We start from the raw sequence: 20,784 nt of genomic DNA, 5'->3' as shown, positions 1-20,784 counted from the left end.
ATTACTCATTGGATGCACTGTCCAACTTGGCAGATTGCTCTTCCACGATCAGTGCGTCAATAACCTCATCGAGCTTGCCTTGAAGGATCTGATCAAGCTTTTGGATCGTTAAGCCGATGCGGTGATCGGTTACACGGTTTTGCGGGAAGTTGTACGTACGGATACGCTCAGAGCGGTCTCCGGTACCAACTGCTGATTTACGCTGCTGGTCATATTCCGCCTGTGCTTCCTGCTGGAACTTATCATAAACACGTGCACGAAGAACCTTCATCGCTTTTTCTTTATTTTTGATCTGTGACTTTTCATCCTGGCAGGATACAACCGTACCTGTCGGCAAGTGAGTCAGACGAACAGCTGACATCGTCGTGTTAACACTCTGTCCGCCCGGTCCGCTTGAAGCAAATGTATCCACACGGATATCTTTTTCATGAATATCGATTTCCACTTCTTCTGCTTCCGGAAGAACCGCAACCGTTGCCGTAGAAGTGTGGATGCGCCCTCCGGATTCAGTCTCCGGTACACGCTGAACACGGTGTGCGCCATTTTCAAACTTAAGCTTGGAATATGCGCCATTTCCGTTGATCATGAAGATGATTTCCTTATAGCCGCCTACACCTGTTGAGCTGGTTTCAATGACATCGATTTTCCAGCCCTGCGTCTCAGCAAAGCGGCTGTACATGCGGTATAGGTCACCTGCAAATAAGGCAGCTTCATCACCGCCGGCAGCACCGCGGATTTCCATAATAACGTTTTTGTCATCATTCGGGTCTTTAGGAATGAGGAGGATTTTCAGACGCGCTTCCAGGTCCTCTTTTCTTTCTTCAAGCTCAGACAGCTCTTCTTTTACCATTTCGCGCATTTCTGCATCCAGCTTCTCTTCAAGCATGGCACGCGCATCCTGATACTGCTCTTTCACTTCTTTATATTCGCGGTATGTGTCAACAGTTTCCTGAATACCGGACTGTTCTTTTGAATATTCGCGAAGCTTTTTCGGATCATTGACAATTTCAGGATCGCTCAAAAGCTCATTTAATCTTTCATAACGGTCCTCGACAGATTGAAGACGATCAAACACAGCCATTCACCTCAATTTTTTATCCAATAACCGCGGGGGATTTCCCGGCGGAGTATAGTTAAATTTATTTACAGACATAGCTCCATAACATTCTAATTATAGTATAGCTGAAAGTTACAGTCAAAACGATTCATGGCTTTCTTTTTGTCCGGGAATTTTCTGAAAAATCATTGCCTGGAGTGGTTATATCCTATATATTGGTTTTATCTCTGCAAGGTAAATTGGCTCAGCGCTTTTAACTGGGAAATGAGGTGAACCGGCATGAAAGCCATTGTATTAGGCATTTTCTCCGCCTTCTTCTTTGCTTTCACTTTTGTATTAAACCGGGCAATGGAAATGGATGGCGGGAGCTGGCTATGGAGTGCATCGCTCCGCTATTTTTTCATGATTCCACTGTTGGGTGCCATTGTGGCATTCAGGGGGAATTTGCGGCCCTTATTTACTGAAATGAAAAAGGCCCCAGGACCATGGCTGCTATGGAGCTTTGTAGGCTTTGGCTTATTTTACGCACCTTTATGTTTTGCGGCAGCCTATGGACCCGGCTGGCTGATTGCCGGAACCTGGCAGATTACGATTATCTCCGGTTCCCTGCTTGCACCGTTTTTTTTCGTTGCGTTTCAAACCGGAAATGGAACGGTGAAAGTAAGAGGGAAAATTCCTTTTCGCGGAATGATGATGAGCCTGGTCATTCTTCTTGGAGTTGCGGTTATGCAGGTGGAGCACGCATCCTCCATTTCTTTGCGGGATACGCTGCTTGTCATCATTCCTTTGATTATTGCATCCTTTGCCTACCCGTTAGGCAACCGTAAAATGATGGATGTGTGTGAGAATCGGCTTGACGCCTACCAGCGTGTGCTCGGAATGACGATTGCCAGTCTTCCGTTTTGGTTCCTGCTCTCAGTTGTTGCCATGGCAACAAGCGGAGTGCCCAGTTTCAGCCAGGTCACTCAATCCGGTTTAGTCGCTCTCTTTTCCGGAGTTTTTGCTACAGTATTATTCTTTGCAGCAACAGACCTAGTCCGGGGCAATATGCAAAAGCTGGGGGCTGTGGAAGCAACCCAATCTCTAGAGGTTCTTTTCGCTGTACTCGGTGAAGTGGCGCTGCTGTCAAGCCCGCTGCCATCTGGAATTTCTTTAACAGGGATGGCCCTTGTCATTGCTGGTATGGCACTGCACAGTTTTGTGACCTCGAACAAAGCTATTTTAAAAAGAAAAGCTGCGTAAAAAAATGCCCTGGTAAGCAGGGCATTTTACGTGCGGTCTTCCTGAACCTTCACCTCAATATGATAACGGGGCAGAGCCTTGATCAGCATTTTGTGCAGTTGCGCTTGAGAATCTATTTTTTCCTGATGGGTCATATTGCCTCGTCGATAAGCTGTCACCCACATATCTTCTCCATTAACCCAGACAGCTCCAGGACGGAATCCATCATGAGCAGCAATCACCTTGCGGGCCTGGTCGATATCATCCTGGTTATCCAGGCGTTTGCCGTCAAAATTGATAAAGTTCGGGTTCTGGTCACCGCTCATCGTCCGGTCCATTGTATCATTGTCCTCCGTGCGGTCCAGTTCATTATTGATAAATGAAACCCCATCTCGGCTCTCATGGTCATACTCACTTTCAGTTGCCTGATTGTTGGCACAGCCAGCCATAAATGCGAGCATCAAAAGGAAAATACTCAGTTTCTTCATTTCTTACACCTCCTTTTTATAGCATGTCCGCTAGAGGGAGGATTGTGCGGTCCAATATAAGGCAGAGCTGGGGTGTGAAGGCGTTGATTTTTGATTTGCTGAAGCTTTGGTGAGCATTTTTCTTAGTTTCTTGTCTGAAGCCACTCCGAGTTCAGACTCAAATCATTGGATTTTCGCTTTTTGTGTCTGAAGTTAACTCAAGTTCGGACTCAGTCTCCCGGATTTTACTTTTTTGTCTGAAGTTGACCAAGGTTCGGACTCACTCACGGATTTTTCGCGGATCTTCTGCTTTTCGGCTTCATGAACTCTTCATGGCGACCAATTCTGCTCGGCAAAATAAAAAAACTGCCCGGAACACGCCAGGGCAGAGAGATCGTTAAGTATGAATTTATGATAAAAACTCGGTTGTCTTCTGTTTTTCTAAAACATTGGGTGATTTGGGAACTTCATGGTGATGGCGGCAGCGCGGTTCATAGGCTTCTGAGGCGCCAACTAAAATAACCGGGTCATCATATGAAGCTGGATTTCCATTGATCAGGCGCTGTGTACGGCTTGCAGGTGATCCGCAGACGGCACAGACGGCTTGAAGCTTTGTAACCAATTCTGCTATCGCCATGATGGCAGGCATTTGGCCAAACGGCTCCCCGCGGAAGTCCTGGTCAAGTCCGGCAGCAATGACACGATGTCCGCTGTCAGCCAGGTGCTGAATGACTTTGACAATTTCATCATCAAAGAATTGCACTTCATCAATAGCAATCAAATCAGTTTCAGGTGTAATGTATTTAAAAATATCGGTAGACTGGGTCAGGGGTTTAGCTATGACCGAAGTTCCATTATGTGAAACGACAGCTTCATCACTATATCGGTTATCAATCTGCGGTTTAAATACAGCGATTTGCTGTTTGGCGAACTGAGCTCTGCGCACACGGCGAATCAGTTCTTCTGATTTACCGGAGAACATGCTGCCGCAAATGACTTCCACCCATCCGTGATGATTCATAACGTACATGAACGGCCTCTCCTTCCTCGTTCTAACTAATAGAATGGCTTGTTTTAACTATTTTATGAAGAAAAGGGTCGCGCTTCTAAAAGCAAAAAGGTCCCTAAAGCAATTCTTCATAACAGCTTATTTTGCAATAAAAAACAGGCAAGAAAGTTAACTTGCCTGTTTTTGTTGTTTATTATTTTTGTTCTGACTTAATGCCGTATTTCTTATTGAAACGGTCAACACGTCCGCCGGCTTCAGCGAATTTCTGACGTCCAGTATAGAATGGATGGCACTCAGAGCAAGTTTCAACGCGGATCTCTTCTTGAACAGAACCGGTTTCGAACTCGTTACCACAAGCACATTTCACCATTGCTTTTTTATAGTTAGGATGAATTCCTGATTTCATTCTTTTCATCTCCTTCCGCCCTGAATCATTCGAAACAGAGTTATATATTACGGGCAATCATGAATTGCCGTAAACTTCAAAAACACACTGTCATCATTATAACAAGTCCATGTGTTTTTTGCAATAAGCGAATTCTGCATCCTGGAATTTCCAGATGGAATTTTGTTTATTAACGTTACCCGTTAGTTTCCGCTGCAGGCATTTGCTTTCCGCGGGGAGGAACGGGAGCCTCCTCGGCTTCGCCTGCGGGGTCTCCCGCTCCCTCTCCTCCCGCAGGAGTCAAATGCCCTCCGCTCCAACCAACTCAGTAGAGTAATTTAGATTACTGCAGAAAACAAATTTAAATAAACAGCATTCTTAAAAAAGACAATTGCATCCAAATTTAATTACGAACGCTTAGCCTTCATTTCTTCAGCAAGGTTAGCGAAAAATTCTTCGTTTGATTTTGTCTGTCTTAGCTTGCGAAGCAGTTTTTCGGCGAAGTCCGGTGAATCTGACATGGACTTGCGGATTGCCCACAGCTTGTCCAAGTGATCTTTCTGAATAAGAAGTTCCTCTTTACGCGTGCCGGAGCGGCGGATGTCGATGGCCGGGAAGATTCTTCTTTCAGCCAGTGAACGGTCAAGGTGCAGCTCCATATTACCTGTCCCCTTGAATTCTTCGTAAATAACATCATCCATTCGTGAACCCGTGTCAACGAGTGCAGTTGCCAGAATCGTTAAGCTTCCGCCCTCTTCAATGTTTCGGGCAGCACCGAAGAAACGCTTTGGACGGTGGAATGCCGCCGGGTCAATACCGCCGGACAGGGTTCTGCCGCTTGGAGGAATAACCAGGTTATAGGCTCTTGCCAGTCTTGTGATGCTGTCCATTAAAATGACAACATCACGTTTATGCTCAACGAGACGCATAGCACGTTCAAGAACGAGCTCGGCCACTTTAATGTGGTTTTCCGGCACTTCATCAAATGTGGAACTGACTACATCGCCTGCAACGGAACGTTCGATGTCTGTTACCTCTTCCGGACGCTCGTCAATCAATAGCACGATCAGTTCCGCTTCCGGGTGATTGGTTGTAATGCTGTTGGCAATTTCTTTTAACAGCATTGTCTTACCTGCTTTTGGAGGCGCGACAATCAGACCGCGCTGTCCGAATCCAACCGGTGCAAGCAGGTCCATAATTCTTGTAGACAGCTGTCTTGTACCTGTCTCCAATTTCATATGGCGGTTTGGATAAAGTGGTGTCAGACCAGGGAAGTGAACACGTTCTTTTGCTGATTCGGGATCATCGCCATTCACAGCTTCAACCTGCAGAAGGCCGAAATAACGCTCATTTTCTTTTGGAGGACGGACTTTTCCTGAAACTTTATCTCCGTTTCTCAAATCGAAACGGCGGATCTGGGAAGCGGAAATATAAATATCCTCTGAGCTTGGTGAATAGTTGATTGGACGAAGGAAACCAAACCCTTCAGACTGAATGATCTCCAGGACACCTTCCATGAAGAAGTAGCCTTCCTGCTCTGCTCTTGCTTTCAGGATGGCAAAGATTAATTCTTTTTTCGATAACTTGCTGTAATAAGAAACTTTATATTCACGGGCAAGTTCATAAAGCTCTTTAAGCTTCATATTTTCTAAACTTGAAATGTTTAAACCCATTTTTACACCACACTTTTGAAATTTTCAATTATTTCCTCCATATGCAGCTGTTCAAATGATTGGGCTTTATATGAAAGGAAAGGGAAAGATACTTTGAGGCACTGAAAATAGCTGAAGATTCTATCATTATGTTCTTAATTAAAGGTTTCGAGGAATGGAACGGTTTGCTGTCCGTTTTCGGTTAAAATTTTGAGGTATCCTATTCCATGAAAAACAATCTCTATTTTACCCCTTAATATGAAAATTAATCAATAACAAAATTTGATATGGAAAATATAGCAGGAAGGAAATGGAAATGAGCAGGCTGGCGCAATGCGGCCAGCACTCATTTTCTATCTGTTTATATATATTTATTTATTTCATAACAAGATTAGGCTTTTTCTTCAGACTATGGCGCCCCTCGACAAAGCGGACCGTTCCTGATTTGGCACGCATAACAATTGAATGGGTAGAACCATATGAGCCTTTAAACTGTACGCCTTTCAAAAGCTCTCCATCCGTTACGCCTGTTGCAGCAAAAATCGCGTCATCGCCTTTTACCAGGTCTTCCATAAGAAGGACTTTATTAATATCAAGGCCCATCTTCAAGCAGCGCTCAGCCTCTGCGTCATTTTGCGGAAGAAGTTTCCCTTGAATTTCCCCGCCAAGGCACTTTAGGGCAACAGCTGCCAGTACGCCTTCCGGTGCACCGCCTGATCCGAACAGAATATCGACACCTGTTTCATCAAAGGCAGTATTAATGGCTCCAGCCACGTCGCCATCATTGATTAATTTAATTCTGGCACCTGCTTCGCGAAGCTGGCTGATGATGTGTTCATGGCGCTCACGGTTAAGCACTGTCGCCACGACATCCTGGATATCTTTGTTTTTGGCTTTTGCGACCGCTTTCAAATTATCCAAAACAGAAGCGTTAATATCAATTTGTCCAACCGCTTCAGGACCGACTGCAATTTTGTCCATATACATATCAGGAGCATGCAGAAGATTTCCGTGGTCAGCTACAGCAAGAACAGCTAATGCATTCCAGCCGCCGGATGCTACGATGTTTGTTCCTTCAAGCGGATCAACAGCGACATCCACGCGCGGGCCATAGCCTGTTCCAAGCTTTTCCCCGATATAAAGCATTGGCGCTTCATCCATTTCGCCTTCCCCGATAACGACTGTTCCCTTCATTGGCACCGTATCGAATACATCTCTCATTGCAGAAGTTGCGGCATCATCCGCTTCATCCTTTAATCCGCGGCCCATCCAGCGTGCTGATGCTAAAGCGGCACCTTCTGTTACACGAACTAATTCCATTGACAAACTTCTTTCCATCGATTTTTCCTCCCCGGATTCTAAGGCTGGCAGCATGGCAAAAGCGGACCGGTTTCTTTCCTCCGGCACCGCATGCCTGCCTTAATTTATATTTTTCTGCTGATCTTACAAAGATCAGTCAGCTGTCAATATTCAAAGGTGTTCTATTTATGCGTTCTTCATTTGTTCCATTTCTTCTTTGCTCATTTCTTCGCGCCAGATTGTGGCACCAAGTCCATTCAGCTTTTCAACCAGGTGGCTGTAGCCTCTGTCGATATGCTCTAAGCCTGTGACTTCAGTAACTCCTTCCGCCATTAAGCCGGCAATTACCAGTGCAGCGCCTGCGCGCAAATCGCTCGCCTTAACTTTAGCACCCTGAAGCTGAACAGGCCCATTGATGATCGCAGAGCGCCCTTCCACTTTAATGTTGGCATTCATTCTGCGCAGCTCATCAATATGCTTAAAACGGGCACTATAAATGGTATCAGTGACCATGCTTGTCCCTTCTGCATTCGTTAACAGAGAAGTCAGCGGCTGCTGCAGGTCTGTAGGAAACCCTGGATAAACAAGTGTTTTAATGTCCACAGCTTTCATTTTCTCAGCTGGCCCGACAAATACCTGGTCATCGTTCGTTTCAATCTGAACGCCCATTTCGCGCAGCTTGGCAATTAAGGACTCCAGATGATGCGGAATGACATTGTCAATCAGCACGCCTTCTCCGGCCGCTGCACCAACAATCATATACGTTCCCGCTTCAATCCGGTCCGGGATGATCGTATGCTGGCAGCCATGCAGATGATCCACGCCATCAATGCGGATCACATCTGTGCCGGCACCCTTGATTTTTGCGCCCATATTGGTCAAAAGCGTAGCAACATCAATGATTTCAGGCTCTTTTGCTGCATTTTCGATAATGGTTCTGCCTTTTGCCCTGACAGCGGCAAGCATGATATTGATGGTTGCTCCCACACTGACAACGTCGAGATAAATACGGGCTCCGCGCAGTTCATCGGCACGAAGGTAAATGGCTCCCTGCTCATTGGTCACACGAGCGCCAAGAGCTTCAAACCCTTTTATATGCTGGTCGATCGGCCTTGGCCCGAGGTGGCACCCTCCTGGAAGTCCAATAACCGCTTTTTTAAACCGGCCGAGCATCGCTCCCATTAAATAATAGGAAGCGCGCAGTTTTTTTACTTTTCCGTTCGGCAAAGGCATGGAAATCATGGAAGAGGGATCCACTGTCATATCATTTTCAGAGAATTCGACAGTGCCCCCTATTTCTTCAAGCAAATCTTTTAGAATTTGTACATCCGAAATATCCGGCAAACCTTCAATTGTTACAGGCGATTCCGCTAAAATGGTAGCTGGAATCAGTGCGACGGCACTATTCTTCGCTCCGCTGATCCGGACAGTGCCTTTTAAAGGATATCCACCTGCAATCATTAGCTTTTCCATTTGTAACTCCCTTCTAAGCCGTTGTTAAACACATATGCTGGAATTTGACTTCAATATTTAAAAAATTGATAGCCCTTACAGCAAAAGCTACACACTACTTTTCTAACCAACTTTGGCAGGAAATAGCCATAGCTTCTATAAGAAACCCAATAGGCTTGTCTTTTTTTAATATCGGAAAAATATAGTCTTTGGGAAAATATGCACTTACATATTATCATGTATCTGCATTTTGCAACATTGCAAGTTGCATAAGGAACAATTTTCCATATGTTTTTTACAGAATCCGACATTATCTTTATCTTATAGTTTACACGAAAAATCAAATCTCATGTATTGTAATCAAAAAAAGTTAAAATTAGGCTCTTTTCAAATAAAATTATTTTTCACCTATCAATCTTGTCCGTTGATTTCCGCTCCAGGATGCTCAGCGAACCGCTTAGCAGACGGTGAGCCTCCTCGACGCCGCGCGTCTGCGGGGTCTCACCTGTCCCGCTACTCCCGCAGGACATTGAATAAGCTCCCTTGAGTAAACACCGCACGAAGAAAATGCGAATGCATTTTCGAGGATCTCGCACCTTCCGCTCCAATCAACTCAGTAAATAAGATACAAAAAGCAACAAACCTTGCTAAAACTGCCTAAAATTAAGAAAGAAGCACTAAAAAACCGAGGTACAAGTATTGGGGCTGGCTTGATCCGATTCAGCACCGAAACAAAGCCAGTTTTCTAGAGTATTTTTCCGAAGAACGCTTATCACAGTCTAACGTGCAGTAAGAACCCCCCACTTCAAGACTCAAAGAAATCATTGGAGGATAAGAGGGGGCAAACTGCCCGTAAAGGCCCGAAAAGAAGAACAAAGACTAATAACGCCATATCCTGTGGCAACGTCTTTGTGACCCACTCCTGTGGGCCTCAACTAACAATCAGCAGGGAGAAAAGCACTCCCAACTGATTGAGGTTTCACTTTATCCTCTTGAGTTCCAGTCTGCAAGGAACGCTTCGATTCCCTTATCTGTCAGAGGATGGTTGAATAATTGCTGGATGACTTTATAAGGAATTGTCGCGATATGAGCTCCTCTTAATGCTGCATCCGTCACATGCTGAGGATGTCTGATGGAAGCCGCGATGATTTCTGTATCAATGTCATGAATCGCAAAGATCTCTGCAATTGTGGAGATTAGATCAAGACCGTTGTGGCCAATATCGTCCAAACGTCCAAGGAATGGAGAAACGTATGTAGCACCTGCTCTTGCAGCAAGCAGCGCCTGGTTTGCACTGAAGATCAGCGTTACATTTGTTTTAATGCCTTCTTTTGAAAAAGCGCTTACGGCTTTCAGGCCATCCGGTGTCATTGGCACCTTGATTGTGATGTTTGGTGCAATCGCTGCAAGCTCTCTTCCTTCTTTAATCATGCCTTCAGCATCTAGAGCGATGACTTCGGCGCTGACTGAGCCTGGCACTAACTCCGTGATTTCGCGAAGGCGGTCAGGGAAGGATACATTCTTTTCCTTTGCGACCAATGATGGGTTCGTTGTTACTCCTGCAACCACCCCAAGGGCATATGCTTCTTTAATTTCGTCCATGTTCGCTGTATCGATGAAAAACTTCATATAAAATCCCACCTTATAAAATATTCTGATATCTATGTATTATTAAATAAAGCTGCGATTCTGTAAAGCCTTACATGCTAATTCGCCTCAATAAATAAGGCAAACCGCCCCTAATTCTAGAAGCGGTTTTTCGTGCAGTTATTTTATTATGCTTTGTTTGAAGAACCAAATTCGCGCATTTTGCCGATTACTGTTTCTTTAATCGCTTCGCGTGCCGGTCCTAAGTATTTGCGCGGATCGTATACTTCTGTATCTGCTGCCAATACTTCACGAACGCGTTTTGCGGAAGCAATTTGGTTTTCAGTGTTTACATTGATTTTAGCAGTTCCTAAAGAAACGGATTTTTGGATATCCTTTGTCGGGATTCCAGTACCGCCATGAAGAACCAGAGGAACACCTGTAAGGTTTCCGATCTCTTCCATTTCAGCAAAGCCAAGGTTAGGCTCACCTTTGTATGGTCCATGAACAGAACCCAGTGCCGGAGCAAGGCAGTCGATGCCTGTACGCTTAACCAGCTCTTCACATTCTTTTGCATCAGCATAAATAACGCCATCAGCAATAACATCGTCTTCCTGTCCGCCGACAGTTCCTAACTCTGCTTCTACTGAAACGCCTTTTGAATGTGCATATTCAACTACTTTTGAAGTAGTCTCCACGTTTTGTTCGAATGGATCATGGGAAGCATCGATCATAACAGATGTGAATCCGGCATCGATTGCTTCTTTACATTTATCAAAACTTGAACCGTGGTCTAAGTGAATAGCCACAGGAACGGTAATTTTGTAATCTTCAAGCAGTCCTTCAACCATTTTTACAACCGTTTTAAAACCGCCCATGTAGCGTGCAGCACCTTCGGAAACACCAAGGATAACCGGTGATTTTTCTTCTTCTGCCGCCTGCAGGATCGCTTGAGTGAACTCAAGGTTGTTTAAGTTAAATTGACCTACTGCATAGCCTTCTGATTTTGCTTTATTAAGCATTTCAGTCATAGAAACTAAAGGCATTTTTCTTCCTCCTTATTGATAATCGTTTAAGTTCAACAGACTAAATACTGTTAAAGTTTTCCCCTTAACACTATCGAATATGTACCCTTAAAATAGTCCGCTAAACTGAGACGACCCTTTGGAATTCATCTGTTATCATACCAAAAAGGACTTAGAAAAGCCATTATTCCAGCGCGTTTTTATGAATTGTCATAAAGCAAACGCTATCATTTTTATCGTGTTGGAATTTCAGGTTAAAAACGGATATTTTTGGCTTATTACGAGTTAGGGACCAGCAAATATTTCTTTACTGCCGCCCTGATATCATCAATATCGAATGGCTTCGCAAAGTGAGTAAGAGCACCCAGATCCTTTGCTTCCTGAATCATATCGAGTTCACCGTAAGCCGTCATGATAATAACGCGGATATCTTTATCCACTACTCTCATTCTTTTTAAAATTTCAATCCCGTCCATTCCCGGTATTTTCATATCAAGAAGAACAAGATCAGGCGAATGCTTGGAAACAATGTCGAGAGCCTGGACTCCATTGGCAGCCTGGTATGTGTCGTACCCTTCCTTCTGCAGTACCTCATTAAGTAAAATACGGATTCCGAACTGATCATCTACGATTAAAATTTTCCCTTTCATCAAGCCACCTCTTTCTGTCGTATTAAAAGCACTTAGGTTTAAAACCATACTGAATTATGACTGCAGGTCACTTAACTATACATTCTCCTACAGCTATTTTCTCTGTGAAACATGATTATTCCTTCTTATTTTAGCAATTACCTTTGAATATTTTACCTTTCTTTCTCTATTCTCTATAATAGAACCGCAGGAAGAGATGAAGGAGTGAACGGATTTGCTGAAGATGTTTTCTACCCAGCTGACAGGATTATTTAAAAGACTTCAGGAAAAAGAGGAATTTTCCATAGAGGACAGCGCCCGCCTTTTGGCCCAGGCTGCTGCCGGTGATGGAAAAATATATATTTACGGAACTAAAGAAATGGCTGCAATCGGCTATGAAGCCGTTCAAAGCCAGGAACCGCTTAGAGATGCAGCGATTTTGGAGAAAGATTCCGAAGTCTCTGAAACAGACCGGGTTATCATCTTTTCAAGATATTCGGATGACGAAGACGCAGCCGCTCTGGCAAAGTCTTTGTCCGAAAAAGGGATCCCATTTGTGGCAGTAAGCACTTTAAGAACTGAAAGTGGCGGCAGTCTGGCTGATTTGGCTGATGTTCATGTAGATTTAAAGCTTGCGAAAGGCCTTCTGCCTGACGAGGAGGGCAATCGCTTCGGCTATCCGGCCTCCATGGCTGCTTTGTTTGTGTATTATGGAATCAAGTTTACAATTGATGAGATTTTGGCGGAGTTTGAGTAGATTTTGGGGTTTCATCTGTAAAAAGGTTCGAAGCAAAAACAAAAAATCCCTCCGCATCCGGAGGGATTTTTCACATATTATAGTTTCTCGCTAACCTTCAATGATGCCCCGACAAATTCACGGAATAATGGCTGAGGGCGGGTTGGTCTTGAGATAAATTCAGGATGGAACTGGGAAGCGACGAACCAAGGGTGATCCTTGACTTCGATGATTTCCACCAGTCGGCCGTCCGGGCTTGTACCGGAGAAGACAAAGCCTGCTTTTTCCATATCCTGACGGTAGTGGTTGTTGAACTCATAGCGATGGCGATGACGCTCATATACCACTTCATCCTGGTATGCGTCAAAGGCTTTTGTATCCTCATTCAATTTACAAGCTTGTAAACCAAGTCTTAGAGTTCCGCCTAAATCCTCTATATCCTTTTGCTCAGGCAGAAGGTCGATAATTGGATGCGGTGTTTCAGGAGCAATTTCTGCTGAGTGCGCCCCTTCAAGACCCAGTACGTTTCTTGCAAATTCAATCGAAGCCAGCTGCATGCCCAGGCATATGCCAAGGAATGGCTTTTTGTTTTCTCGCGCATATTGAATGGCAAGGATTTTCCCTTCAATGCCGCGGTCGCCAAATCCGCCCGGAACCAGGATTCCGTCCACGTCCTGAAGCAGTTCATTCACGTTCGTGCTGTCCACTTCTTCAGAGTTGATCCATTTGATTTCAATATCAGAATCGTAGGCATAACCTGCATGTTTTAGGGCTTCCACAACAGAAATGTAAGCATCCTGCAATTCAACATATTTACCGACAAGGCCAATCTTGGTTTTCCTTGAAAGGTTTAGAACCTTGTCAACCAGCTGTTTCCACTCAGTCATCTCTGCTTCTCCGCAATCCAGCTTCAAATGCTTGCAGACGATTTCATCAAGCTTCTGATCTTGAAGAGATAGCGGGATAGAATATAAAGTATCCGCATCTGTTGCTTCAATAACTGCTTCTTTATCGATATCACAGAATAGCGCAATTTTGTCCTTCATATCCTGGGAAATTGGCATTTCTGTACGGAGAACGATGACGTTTGGCTGAATGCCAAGGCTTCTTAGTTCTTTAACACTGTGCTGTGTCGGCTTTGTTTTCATTTCGCCTGCTGCCTTGATGTAAGGAACCAGTGTACAGTGAATATACATGACATTATCGCGGCCGATATCGCTCTTGATCTGGCGAATCGCTTCAAGGAATGGAAGTGACTCAATATCCCCTACTGTTCCGCCGATTTCTGTGATGACCACATCAGAATTCGTTTCATGGCCTGCACGGAAAACTTTATCCTTGATTTCATTTGTGATATGCGGAATAACCTGTACCGTTCCGCCGTTATAGTCGCCGCGGCGCTCTTTTCTAAGGACAGTGGAGTAAATTTTACCAGTCGTTACACTGCTGTACTTTGTCAGGTTAATATCAACAAAGCGCTCGTAGTGGCCTAAGTCCAGGTCCGTCTCTGCGCCGTCACCTGTTACAAACACCTCACCATGCTGGTACGGGCTCATGGTTCCCGGATCCACATTTATGTAAGGATCGAATTTCTGAATCGTAACCGTTAACCCTCTGTTTTTCAGCAGGCGGCCAAGCGATGCTGCCGTGATTCCTTTTCCCAGTGACGAAACAACTCCGCCCGTAACAAAAATATACTTAGTCATGAAAAATTCCCCCTTGATATCAGTTTGTGCATAATGATGCCGGTTTAAAGACTTGATGAAAAAAATTCTATTGTTCAGCCTCCGTTTTTTTCAGCGGAAGCTTATCGCAAAGGGATGGTTTAGCTCTTCTTGAAAAGGCACATGGCCTGTAAAAAAAAATAAAAAGCGCTCCTCTTACTTAAGTAAGTAAGGGAGCGCTATTAGCGTCTAAACGAATCGTCCTTTTTTAAGGAGCCCAAAAAGTATTCTACAAGCCCTGAAACGAAAAGTCAAGGTTATAAATCTTCTTCCTCTTCATCAGCTTCGAGGTCATCTTCCTCAAGCTCTTCGTCATCATCGCCAAGGTCGAATTCTTCATCTTTTTCTACGATATCATCATCGTCTTCGAAATCATCATCATCTTCAAGATCATCGTCATCGTCGAGAAGATCTTCATCATCGTCATCAGTCAGATCATCATCATCGAATCCGTCGATATCATCGTAGTCGATATCCTCTTCATCCAGTTCATCATAATCTTCAAGATCGAGATCGTCGTCGTCCTTTTTCTTCGCCTTTTTCTTCTTAGGCTTGATTACCGTTACGACTTCTTCTTCATATTGGTCAACCGGATACCATGAACGAAGACCCCAGCGGTTATCACCTAATCCGATGAAATGGCCATCTATATTTAAATCTGTATAGAACTGTGCAATTTTCCCCTTGACTTGTTCCCCTGAAAGGTTCATAAGTTTAGCTACTTCATTCATGATGTCATTAAAGGCCATTGGTTCTTTTTTGCTTGTCAGAAGTTCATAAGCCACTTCGATTAATGACATTTCCTGCAATTCTTCTTTTGAGAACTGTTCCAAACTCAATATCAGCACTTCCTTTCCCTATGTAAACGCTCATACACGCGCAAATTATAAACTATAAAAGTTGAATTTCCGCAGGGCCCTGCAAATGCATGCGGACAGCCTGCAAGAAGGCATATTCTTCATTATAAACAAATTTTTACGGTTTATGCCAGTTATATCTGCTGTTCCGTACATTTTTATGGAGATTATTTTTCGTTCAGCATCTAAGGCCAGCAGGTAAAATCCATATGTGTCCGATTTACCTAATCTGCCCTTCTCCGCCTCCTGCCCCTCAGCGGCCGGTCCCATTTTTTATAGGCGAGCCAGGTGAAGTAGATGGAGAGCAGGAAGAATGCTATGGCTCCCAGCTGTTTTCCATATAAAAAGTAAACACCTGCAGCAGCGGCAAGTATGGCTGCGTAGAGCAAGATTTTTTTCATATTTTCACATCCCAGGTTTCCCGAAGTGCATTGCTATGTATTGATTCCATTATATAGGATATGGATGTATTTTATATTAATTCTATGTTAAAAAATAGTGCAGAAAACAAGGGCCTGCTGCTGCAGGCCCTGTTTTTACATATTCCGCCGGTACTGCCCGCCCACTTCGTATAATGCACGGGTAATCTGGCCGAGGCTTGCCACTTTGACGGTTTCCATCAGCTCGGCGAAGATGTTTCCGCCGCTGACTGCTGCTTCCTTCAATTGGTTCAGTGCCTCTTCCGATTTGTCTTTGTTGCGTTCCTGGAAGCTGCGCAGATTGCGGATTTGCGTTTCTTTTTCTTCCTTCGTTGCCCTTGCAAGCTCCATGTTGTTCATTTCATCCTCTGATGGAGGATTAGGGTTCAAGTAAGTGTTAACCCCGATGATCGGAAGCTCGCCGGTATGCTTTTTCATTTCATAGTACATGGACTCATCCTGGATTTTGCCGCGCTGATATTGAGTTTCCATGGCGCCGAGAACGCCGCCCCGGTCATTGATGCGTTCGAACTCTCTCAGCACCTGCTCTTCCACAAGATCTGTCAGCTCATCCACGATAAATGCGCCCTGAAGCGGATTTTCATTTTTCGACAAGCCATGCTCTTTTGTAATGATCATCTGGATGGCCATTGCCCGGCGGACAGACTCTTCCGTCGGTGTCGTGATGGCTTCATCATACGCATTGGTATGAAGCGAGTTGCAGTTATCCTGAAGCGCCATTAACGCCTGCAGCGTTGTGCGGATATCGTTAAAATCGATTTCCTGTGCATGCAGGGAACGTCCTGAAGTCTGGATATGGTACTTCAGCTTCTGGCTTCTCTCGTTCGCACCATATTTATCTCTCATAACCGTTGCCCAAATGCGGCGCGCCACACGGCCGAGCACGGTATACTCCGGATCCAGTCCATTCGAGAAGAAGAATGAAAGGTTTGGTGCAAAATCATTGATGTTCATGCCTCTGCTCAAATAGTACTCTACATACGTAAAGCCATTTGCCAGTGTAAAGGCAAGCTGTGAAATCGGGTTAGCGCCCGCTTCCGCGATATGGTAGCCGGAAATCGATACAGAGTAGTAATTGCGGACCTTGTGGTCAATGAAGTACTGTTGAATATCCCCCATCATTCTTAAAGCGAACTCTGTCGAGAAGATACAAGTATTTTGTCCCTGGTCCTCTTTTAAAATATCAGCCTGAACCGTCCCGCGGACAGTCTGCAGCGTTTGCGCCCTTACTTCGGTGAACTCTTCAAGTGTCAGCACATGGCCAAGCTCCTGCTCTTTTGCCTCAATCTGCTGTTCAATCGCCGTGTTCATGAACATGGCCAAAATAATCGGCGCCGGCCCATTAATCGTCATCGAAACAGATGTAGATGGATGGCACAAATCAAAACCGGCATACAGCTTCTTCATATCATCAAGCGTACAGATGCTGACGCCGCTTTCCCCGACTTTTCCGTAAATATCCGGGCGGTAGTCAGGATCTTCTCCGTAGAGGGTTACAGAATCAAAGGCTGTGCTTAAGCGCTTTGCGGCATCGTCTTTGGATAGATAATGGAAGCGGCGGTTTGTCCGTTCAGGCGTACCCTCTCCGGCAAACTGTCTTTTCGGATCTTCACCCTCGCGTTTGAATGGGAACACACCGGCTGTATAAGGGAAGGAACCCGGCACGTTTTCTCTGTATACCCAGCGGATGATTTCTCCGTAATCCTTGTACTTAGGCAGTGCCACTTTGGGAATAGACAGCCCGGATAAGCTCTTTGTTTTTAAAACCGTCACGATGTCTTTATCGCGGATTTTTGTTACAAATTGCTCGCCTGAGTACTTTTCCTTCAGATCTTCCCAGCCTGCCAGAATGTTCTTTGTTTCAGCCGTCAGCTTTTCTTCTGCTGCTGATTTAATGGCTTCAAGAGAAGCAATCACTTCTTCGTTTCCTTCTTGTTCTTTTACAGCAAGCATTGCCCCCTCAAGCTGGAACAGTTTGCGGGCAAGATCGGCCTGCTCTTCGGCTTTCTTATGGAAGCCGCGGACTGCTTCAGATACTTCGCGGAGATAATAGCGCTGTTCATTCGGGATAATGACATTCTGCTTTTCAACTTTTGCGTTCTTTGTAAAACTTGTTTTCCAGTCAGTTCCTGCTTTTTCATTAATCGTTTCCACCAGTGCCGCAAACACCGCATTTGTACCCGGGTCATTGAACTGGCTCGCAATGGTTCCGTAGACAGGCATGTCTTCAAGCTCTTTTTCAAAAAGCATCCGGCTGCGCTGGTACTGCTTTTGCACCTGGCGCATCGCATCCTCTGAGCCTTTGCGCTCAAATTTATTAATGACGATCAAATCTGCATAATCGATCATATCAATTTTTTCAAGCTGGGATGGCGCACCGAATTCACTTGTCATGACATACATCGAAGCATCACAAATTTCCGTAATGCCGGCATCCCCCTGCCCGATTCCGCTTGTTTCCACAATAATCAAATCAAAGCCGGCTGCTTTGACAACTGAAATCGCATCCTGAATCGCAAGCGACAGCTCACTGCGGGAATTTCTTGTTGCCAGGCTTCGCATATAGACTCGCGGATTAAAGATGGCGTTCATGCGGATTCGGTCGCCAAGAAGCGCACCGCCCGTTTTTTGCTTTGTCGGATCAACTGAAAGAATCGCGACCTTTTTCTCCGGAATTTCATTAATGAAACGGCGGATCAGCTCATCTGTCAGCGAGCTTTTTCCGGCACCGCCTGTTCCTGTAATCCCTACAACCGGAACCTGCTTTTCCAGGGATTTTACTTTCTCCATAACCGGCTCAAGCGCAGCTGCCGCTTCCTTGCCTACTGTTACCTGGTGCTCAGCCAGTGTAATGAGCTTCGCAATGGCATTTGTTTCCCCGTCCTGAAGCTTTTCGATCTGCTCGGATGCTTCAGCTGTGAACGTAGGGAAATCACACTCCTTGATCATTCGGTCAATCATTCCTTGGAGGCCGTATTGGCGGCCATCTTCCGGAGAAAAAATCCTCGCGATTCCGTAGTCATGTAATTCTTTGATTTCCTTCGGGATAATAACACCGCCCCCTCCGCCATAAATGCGGATGTGGGATGCGCCTCTTTCCTTCAGAAGATCATACATATATTTGAAATATTCTACATGTCCTCCCTGATAAGAGGAAATGGCGATTCCCTGCACATCTTCCTGAATCGCAGCATTTACGACTTCCTCCACAGAACGGTTATGCCCGAGGTGGATGACCTCTGCCCCGCTTGCCTGGATGATGCGTCGCATAATGTTGATGGAAGCATCATGCCCGTCAAATAGACTGGAAGCCGTTACAAAACGAATATGATTTTTCGGCTTATAGACTTCTGGATTGCTCATCGTTCTCCCCCTTGTCCGTAAACGCAAGGCTAATCCCTGCGCACTATTCTTAAGCTTTTTCCGAGACCTTGCCCGAATCCTTTATTCCCTGAAAAAGAAGATTGGTCTGCAGCTGGATATATTCCTCGATGCTGTACATTTTCTGCAGGGACCAGCGGCGGAATGCCCACATTTGCCCCTGAACAAAAATGTTATGGGCGATCATTTTGATTTTTTCCTCCGGCAGGTCCAGTTCCCCGTTTTCCACGCAAAGGGTTATGACATGCTCGAACATGCCAACCATTTCTATTTCTTTCTTGAGCACATATGGAAGGGCGTCCTTTGTCAGCGCCTTTACTTCCTGGTACATGACTAGCACTTCATCCTGCATTTCGTCGACCACTTTGAAGTAATCGGCGATGCCCTGCTTCAGGCTTTCAAGTGTGCCCTGTTTTGTATCAAGGCCTTTTTGAAGCCGCTCGGCGACCTGGTCGTAAATGCTGTCGCAAACCAGGTACAGCACGTCTTCCTTTGTCCGGATGTATTCATAAAGCGTTCCAATACTAAAACCAGATGCCTTTGCGATCTCTCTAGTTGTTGTACGATGGAACCCTTTTTGGATAAAAAGGGTGACGGCACCTTTAATCATCTGATCGCGTCTTTTTTTGACAAGACGCTCATCTTTAACAGAAGCCTGCACTTCCCGTTTTTTCATTGTTACCTACCGCCTCCCCCAGTCAGACATATTATTTCGTTACCATACGAGAGATTACAAGACGCTGGATTTCCTGTGTTCCCTCGTAAATCTGTGTGATTTTGGCATCGCGCATGTAGCGTTCTACCGGGTAGTCCTTTGTATATCCGTAGCCGCCAAAGATTTGAACGGCGTCAGTTGTCACTTTCATGGCCGTGTCACCGGCAAGAAGTTTGGACATGGCAGATTCTTTTCCGTATGGAAGTCCTTCTGATTCCAGCCATGCTGCCTGGTACGTTAATAGTCTTGAAGCTTCAATGCTTGTGGCCATGTCAGCCAGCTTAAAGCCGATTCCCTGCTGGGCAGCTATCGGCTTGCCGAACTGCTGGCGCTCTTTTGCATATTCAACCGAAGCATCCAGTGCGCCCTGAGCGATTCCGACTGCCTGGGCAGCGATGCCGTTGCGGCCGCCATCAAGTGTCATCATGGCAACTTTGAAGCCTTCGCCTACATTGCCCAGCACGTTCTCAACCGGAACCTTGCACTCTTCGAAAATAATCTCAGTTGTAGGTGAGGAGCGGATCCCCAATTTCTTTTCCTTCTTGCCGACAGAGAAGCCTTCAAAGCCTGCTTCCACGATGAACGCTGTTGTGCCTTTATGCTTGGATGATGGATCTGTCAGGGCAAACACGACATAGATATCTGCGATACCGCCGTTTGTGATGAATATTTTGCTGCCGTTTAAGACGTAATGATCGCCTTCAAGACGTGCTGTCGTTCTCATTCCGCCGGCATCAGATCCGCTGCCCGGCTCTGTAAGGCCGTATGCGCCGATTTTTTCACCTTGTGCCATTGGCTTTAAGTACTTTTGCTTTTGCTCTTCGTTTCCGAACTTGAAGATCGGCCAGCCTGCAAGGGACGTATGGGCAGAAAGAGTTACACCTGTAGAAGCACATACTCTGGAAAGCTCTTCAACTGCGATGCAATATGCCAGGTAATCACTGCCGATTCCGCCGTACTCTTCAGGCCACGGAATCCCTGTTAATCCAAGCTCCGCCATTTTGTCAAAAATCTCTCTGTCAAAGCGTTCTTCTTCGTCACGTTCAGCAGCAGTCGGTGCCACTTCATTCCTGGCAAAATCGCGCACCATTTTTCTGATCATTTCATGCTCTTCACTTAATTGGAAATTCATTGTTGGTCCCTCGCTT

Annotated in this window: 18 protein-coding genes; 2 read left to right on the top strand and 16 right to left on the bottom strand. The window is 45.3% G+C overall.

Annotation, left to right across the window (positions count from 1 at the left end; genetic code table 11):
* Nucleotide 1: 1 nt before the first annotated feature.
* Nucleotides 2–1,075 carry a peptide chain release factor 1 gene (prfA, locus tag ACTHRG_RS04235; RefSeq protein ID WP_076257083.1) on the bottom strand — a complete coding sequence of 358 codons (1,074 nt, stop codon included), beginning with the start codon at nt 1,073–1,075 and terminating at the stop codon, nt 2–4.
* Between the two features lie 261 nt (nt 1,076–1,336).
* Here prfA and ACTHRG_RS04230 point away from each other — a divergent pair, with 261 nt between their 5' ends.
* Nucleotides 1,337–2,299, top strand: a complete 963-nt coding sequence (locus ACTHRG_RS04230) for a DMT family transporter (protein ID WP_076257081.1) — start codon at nt 1,337–1,339, stop codon at nt 2,297–2,299.
* 26 nt (nt 2,300–2,325) lie between these two features.
* On the opposite strand, the gene ACTHRG_RS04225 is transcribed toward ACTHRG_RS04230, so the two are convergent.
* The 9 genes from ACTHRG_RS04225 to ACTHRG_RS04185 all read right to left on the bottom strand — a co-directional run bounded on the left by ACTHRG_RS04225 (nt 2,326) and on the right by ACTHRG_RS04185 (nt 11,807).
* On the bottom strand, nt 2,326–2,766 hold the full coding sequence (locus tag ACTHRG_RS04225; protein ID WP_076257079.1) for a hypothetical protein: 441 nt from the start codon (nt 2,764–2,766) through the stop codon (nt 2,326–2,328).
* Between the two features lie 388 nt (nt 2,767–3,154).
* Entirely contained in the window at nt 3,155–3,775 is a 621-nt protein-coding gene (locus ACTHRG_RS04220; RefSeq protein WP_035327985.1) for a thymidine kinase, read from the bottom strand.
* Between the two features lie 172 nt (nt 3,776–3,947).
* Nucleotides 3,948–4,160: a 50S ribosomal protein L31 gene (gene rpmE / locus ACTHRG_RS04215; protein ID WP_009332279.1), complete on the bottom strand. Its 213-nt coding sequence runs from the start codon at nt 4,158–4,160 to the stop codon at nt 3,948–3,950.
* A 386-nt stretch (nt 4,161–4,546) separates the two neighbouring features.
* The gene (gene rho / locus ACTHRG_RS04210; protein WP_009332281.1) at nt 4,547–5,812 is read right to left on the bottom strand and encodes a transcription termination factor Rho; all 1,266 of its coding nucleotides are present in this window, start codon (nt 5,810–5,812) and stop codon (nt 4,547–4,549) included.
* Between the two features lie 354 nt (nt 5,813–6,166).
* On the bottom strand, nt 6,167–7,129 hold the full coding sequence (gene glpX / locus ACTHRG_RS04205; protein WP_076257280.1) for a class II fructose-bisphosphatase: 963 nt from the start codon (nt 7,127–7,129) through the stop codon (nt 6,167–6,169).
* Nucleotides 7,130–7,276: 147 nt separating this feature from the next.
* The gene (locus ACTHRG_RS04200) at nt 7,277–8,563 is read right to left on the bottom strand and encodes a UDP-N-acetylglucosamine 1-carboxyvinyltransferase (protein ID WP_076257077.1); all 1,287 of its coding nucleotides are present in this window, start codon (nt 8,561–8,563) and stop codon (nt 7,277–7,279) included.
* 963 nt (nt 8,564–9,526) lie between these two features.
* Nucleotides 9,527–10,171, bottom strand: coding sequence for a fructose-6-phosphate aldolase (fsa, locus tag ACTHRG_RS04195; protein WP_048009439.1), 645 nt, complete (start codon nt 10,169–10,171; stop codon nt 9,527–9,529).
* A 146-nt stretch (nt 10,172–10,317) separates the two neighbouring features.
* Nucleotides 10,318–11,175 carry a class II fructose-bisphosphate aldolase gene (locus tag ACTHRG_RS04190; protein WP_048009440.1) on the bottom strand — a complete coding sequence of 286 codons (858 nt, stop codon included), beginning with the start codon at nt 11,173–11,175 and terminating at the stop codon, nt 10,318–10,320.
* Between the two features lie 257 nt (nt 11,176–11,432).
* Complete coding sequence (locus tag ACTHRG_RS04185; protein WP_172581936.1) at nt 11,433–11,807, bottom strand: response regulator; 375 nt, start codon at nt 11,805–11,807, stop codon at nt 11,433–11,435.
* 211 nt (nt 11,808–12,018) lie between these two features.
* On the opposite strand from ACTHRG_RS04185, the gene ACTHRG_RS04180 reads away from it, so the two are divergent.
* Nucleotides 12,019–12,540, top strand: a complete 522-nt coding sequence (locus ACTHRG_RS04180) for a DUF2529 domain-containing protein (protein ID WP_076257076.1) — start codon at nt 12,019–12,021, stop codon at nt 12,538–12,540.
* 77 nt (nt 12,541–12,617) lie between these two features.
* Here the strand turns inward: ACTHRG_RS04180 and ACTHRG_RS04175 are convergent, their stop codons facing one another.
* From ACTHRG_RS04175 to ACTHRG_RS04150, 6 genes are all read right to left on the bottom strand, one after another.
* Entirely contained in the window at nt 12,618–14,225 is a 1,608-nt protein-coding gene (locus tag ACTHRG_RS04175; RefSeq protein ID WP_076257074.1) for a CTP synthase, read from the bottom strand.
* Nucleotides 14,226–14,500: 275 nt separating this feature from the next.
* The gene (rpoE, locus tag ACTHRG_RS04170; RefSeq protein WP_440230625.1) at nt 14,501–15,082 is read right to left on the bottom strand and encodes a DNA-directed RNA polymerase subunit delta; all 582 of its coding nucleotides are present in this window, start codon (nt 15,080–15,082) and stop codon (nt 14,501–14,503) included.
* Nucleotides 15,083–15,324: 242 nt separating this feature from the next.
* Nucleotides 15,325–15,501, bottom strand: coding sequence for a hypothetical protein (locus tag ACTHRG_RS04165; protein WP_197087643.1), 177 nt, complete (start codon nt 15,499–15,501; stop codon nt 15,325–15,327).
* A gap of 135 nt (nt 15,502–15,636) precedes the next feature.
* Nucleotides 15,637–18,903, bottom strand: coding sequence for a fused isobutyryl-CoA mutase/GTPase IcmF (gene icmF / locus ACTHRG_RS04160; RefSeq protein ID WP_076257072.1), 3,267 nt, complete (start codon nt 18,901–18,903; stop codon nt 15,637–15,639).
* 49 nt (nt 18,904–18,952) lie between these two features.
* The gene (locus ACTHRG_RS04155) at nt 18,953–19,597 is read right to left on the bottom strand and encodes a TetR/AcrR family transcriptional regulator (protein WP_035328010.1); all 645 of its coding nucleotides are present in this window, start codon (nt 19,595–19,597) and stop codon (nt 18,953–18,955) included.
* A 31-nt stretch (nt 19,598–19,628) separates the two neighbouring features.
* Nucleotides 19,629–20,768: an acyl-CoA dehydrogenase gene (locus ACTHRG_RS04150; protein ID WP_076257068.1), complete on the bottom strand. Its 1,140-nt coding sequence runs from the start codon at nt 20,766–20,768 to the stop codon at nt 19,629–19,631.
* Nucleotides 20,769–20,784 lie beyond the last annotated feature (16 nt).

The organism is Cytobacillus sp. SAFR-174, assembly GCF_051964675.1.
Taxonomy (GTDB): Bacteria; Bacillota; Bacilli; order Bacillales; family Cytobacillaceae; genus Cytobacillus.
The sequence above is the reverse complement of the archived record's forward strand: the minus strand, read 5'-3'. Positions and strand labels throughout refer to the sequence as shown.

Bases quoted from the DNA above. Each gene is read 5' to 3' on its own strand.
- ACTHRG_RS04220 (WP_035327985.1), bottom strand. From the start codon at position 3,775: ATGTACGTTATGAATCATCACGGATGGGTGGAAGTCATTTGCGGCAGC.
- ACTHRG_RS04175 (WP_076257074.1), bottom strand. From the start codon at position 14,225: ATGACTAAGTATATTTTTGTTACGGGCGGAGTTGTTTCGTCACTGGGA.
- ACTHRG_RS04225 (WP_076257079.1), bottom strand. From the start codon at position 2,766: ATGAAGAAACTGAGTATTTTCCTTTTGATGCTCGCATTTATGGCTGGC.
- ACTHRG_RS04190 (WP_048009440.1), bottom strand. From the start codon at position 11,175: ATGCCTTTAGTTTCTATGACTGAAATGCTTAATAAAGCAAAATCAGAA.
- glpX (WP_076257280.1), bottom strand. From the start codon at position 7,129: ATGGAAAGAAGTTTGTCAATGGAATTAGTTCGTGTAACAGAAGGTGCC.
- fsa (WP_048009439.1), bottom strand. From the start codon at position 10,171: ATGAAGTTTTTCATCGATACAGCGAACATGGACGAAATTAAAGAAGCA.
- ACTHRG_RS04165 (WP_197087643.1), bottom strand. From the start codon at position 15,501: ATGAAAAAAATCTTGCTCTACGCAGCCATACTTGCCGCTGCTGCAGGT.
- ACTHRG_RS04155 (WP_035328010.1), bottom strand. From the start codon at position 19,597: ATGAAAAAACGGGAAGTGCAGGCTTCTGTTAAAGATGAGCGTCTTGTC.
- ACTHRG_RS04150 (WP_076257068.1), bottom strand. From the start codon at position 20,768: ATGAATTTCCAATTAAGTGAAGAGCATGAAATGATCAGAAAAATGGTG.
- icmF (WP_076257072.1), bottom strand. From the start codon at position 18,903: ATGAGCAATCCAGAAGTCTATAAGCCGAAAAATCATATTCGTTTTGTA.
- ACTHRG_RS04200 (WP_076257077.1), bottom strand. From the start codon at position 8,563: ATGGAAAAGCTAATGATTGCAGGTGGATATCCTTTAAAAGGCACTGTC.
- ACTHRG_RS04230 (WP_076257081.1), top strand. From the start codon at position 1,337: ATGAAAGCCATTGTATTAGGCATTTTCTCCGCCTTCTTCTTTGCTTTC.
- rho (WP_009332281.1), bottom strand. From the start codon at position 5,812: ATGGGTTTAAACATTTCAAGTTTAGAAAATATGAAGCTTAAAGAGCTT.
- rpmE (WP_009332279.1), bottom strand. From the start codon at position 4,160: ATGAAATCAGGAATTCATCCTAACTATAAAAAAGCAATGGTGAAATGT.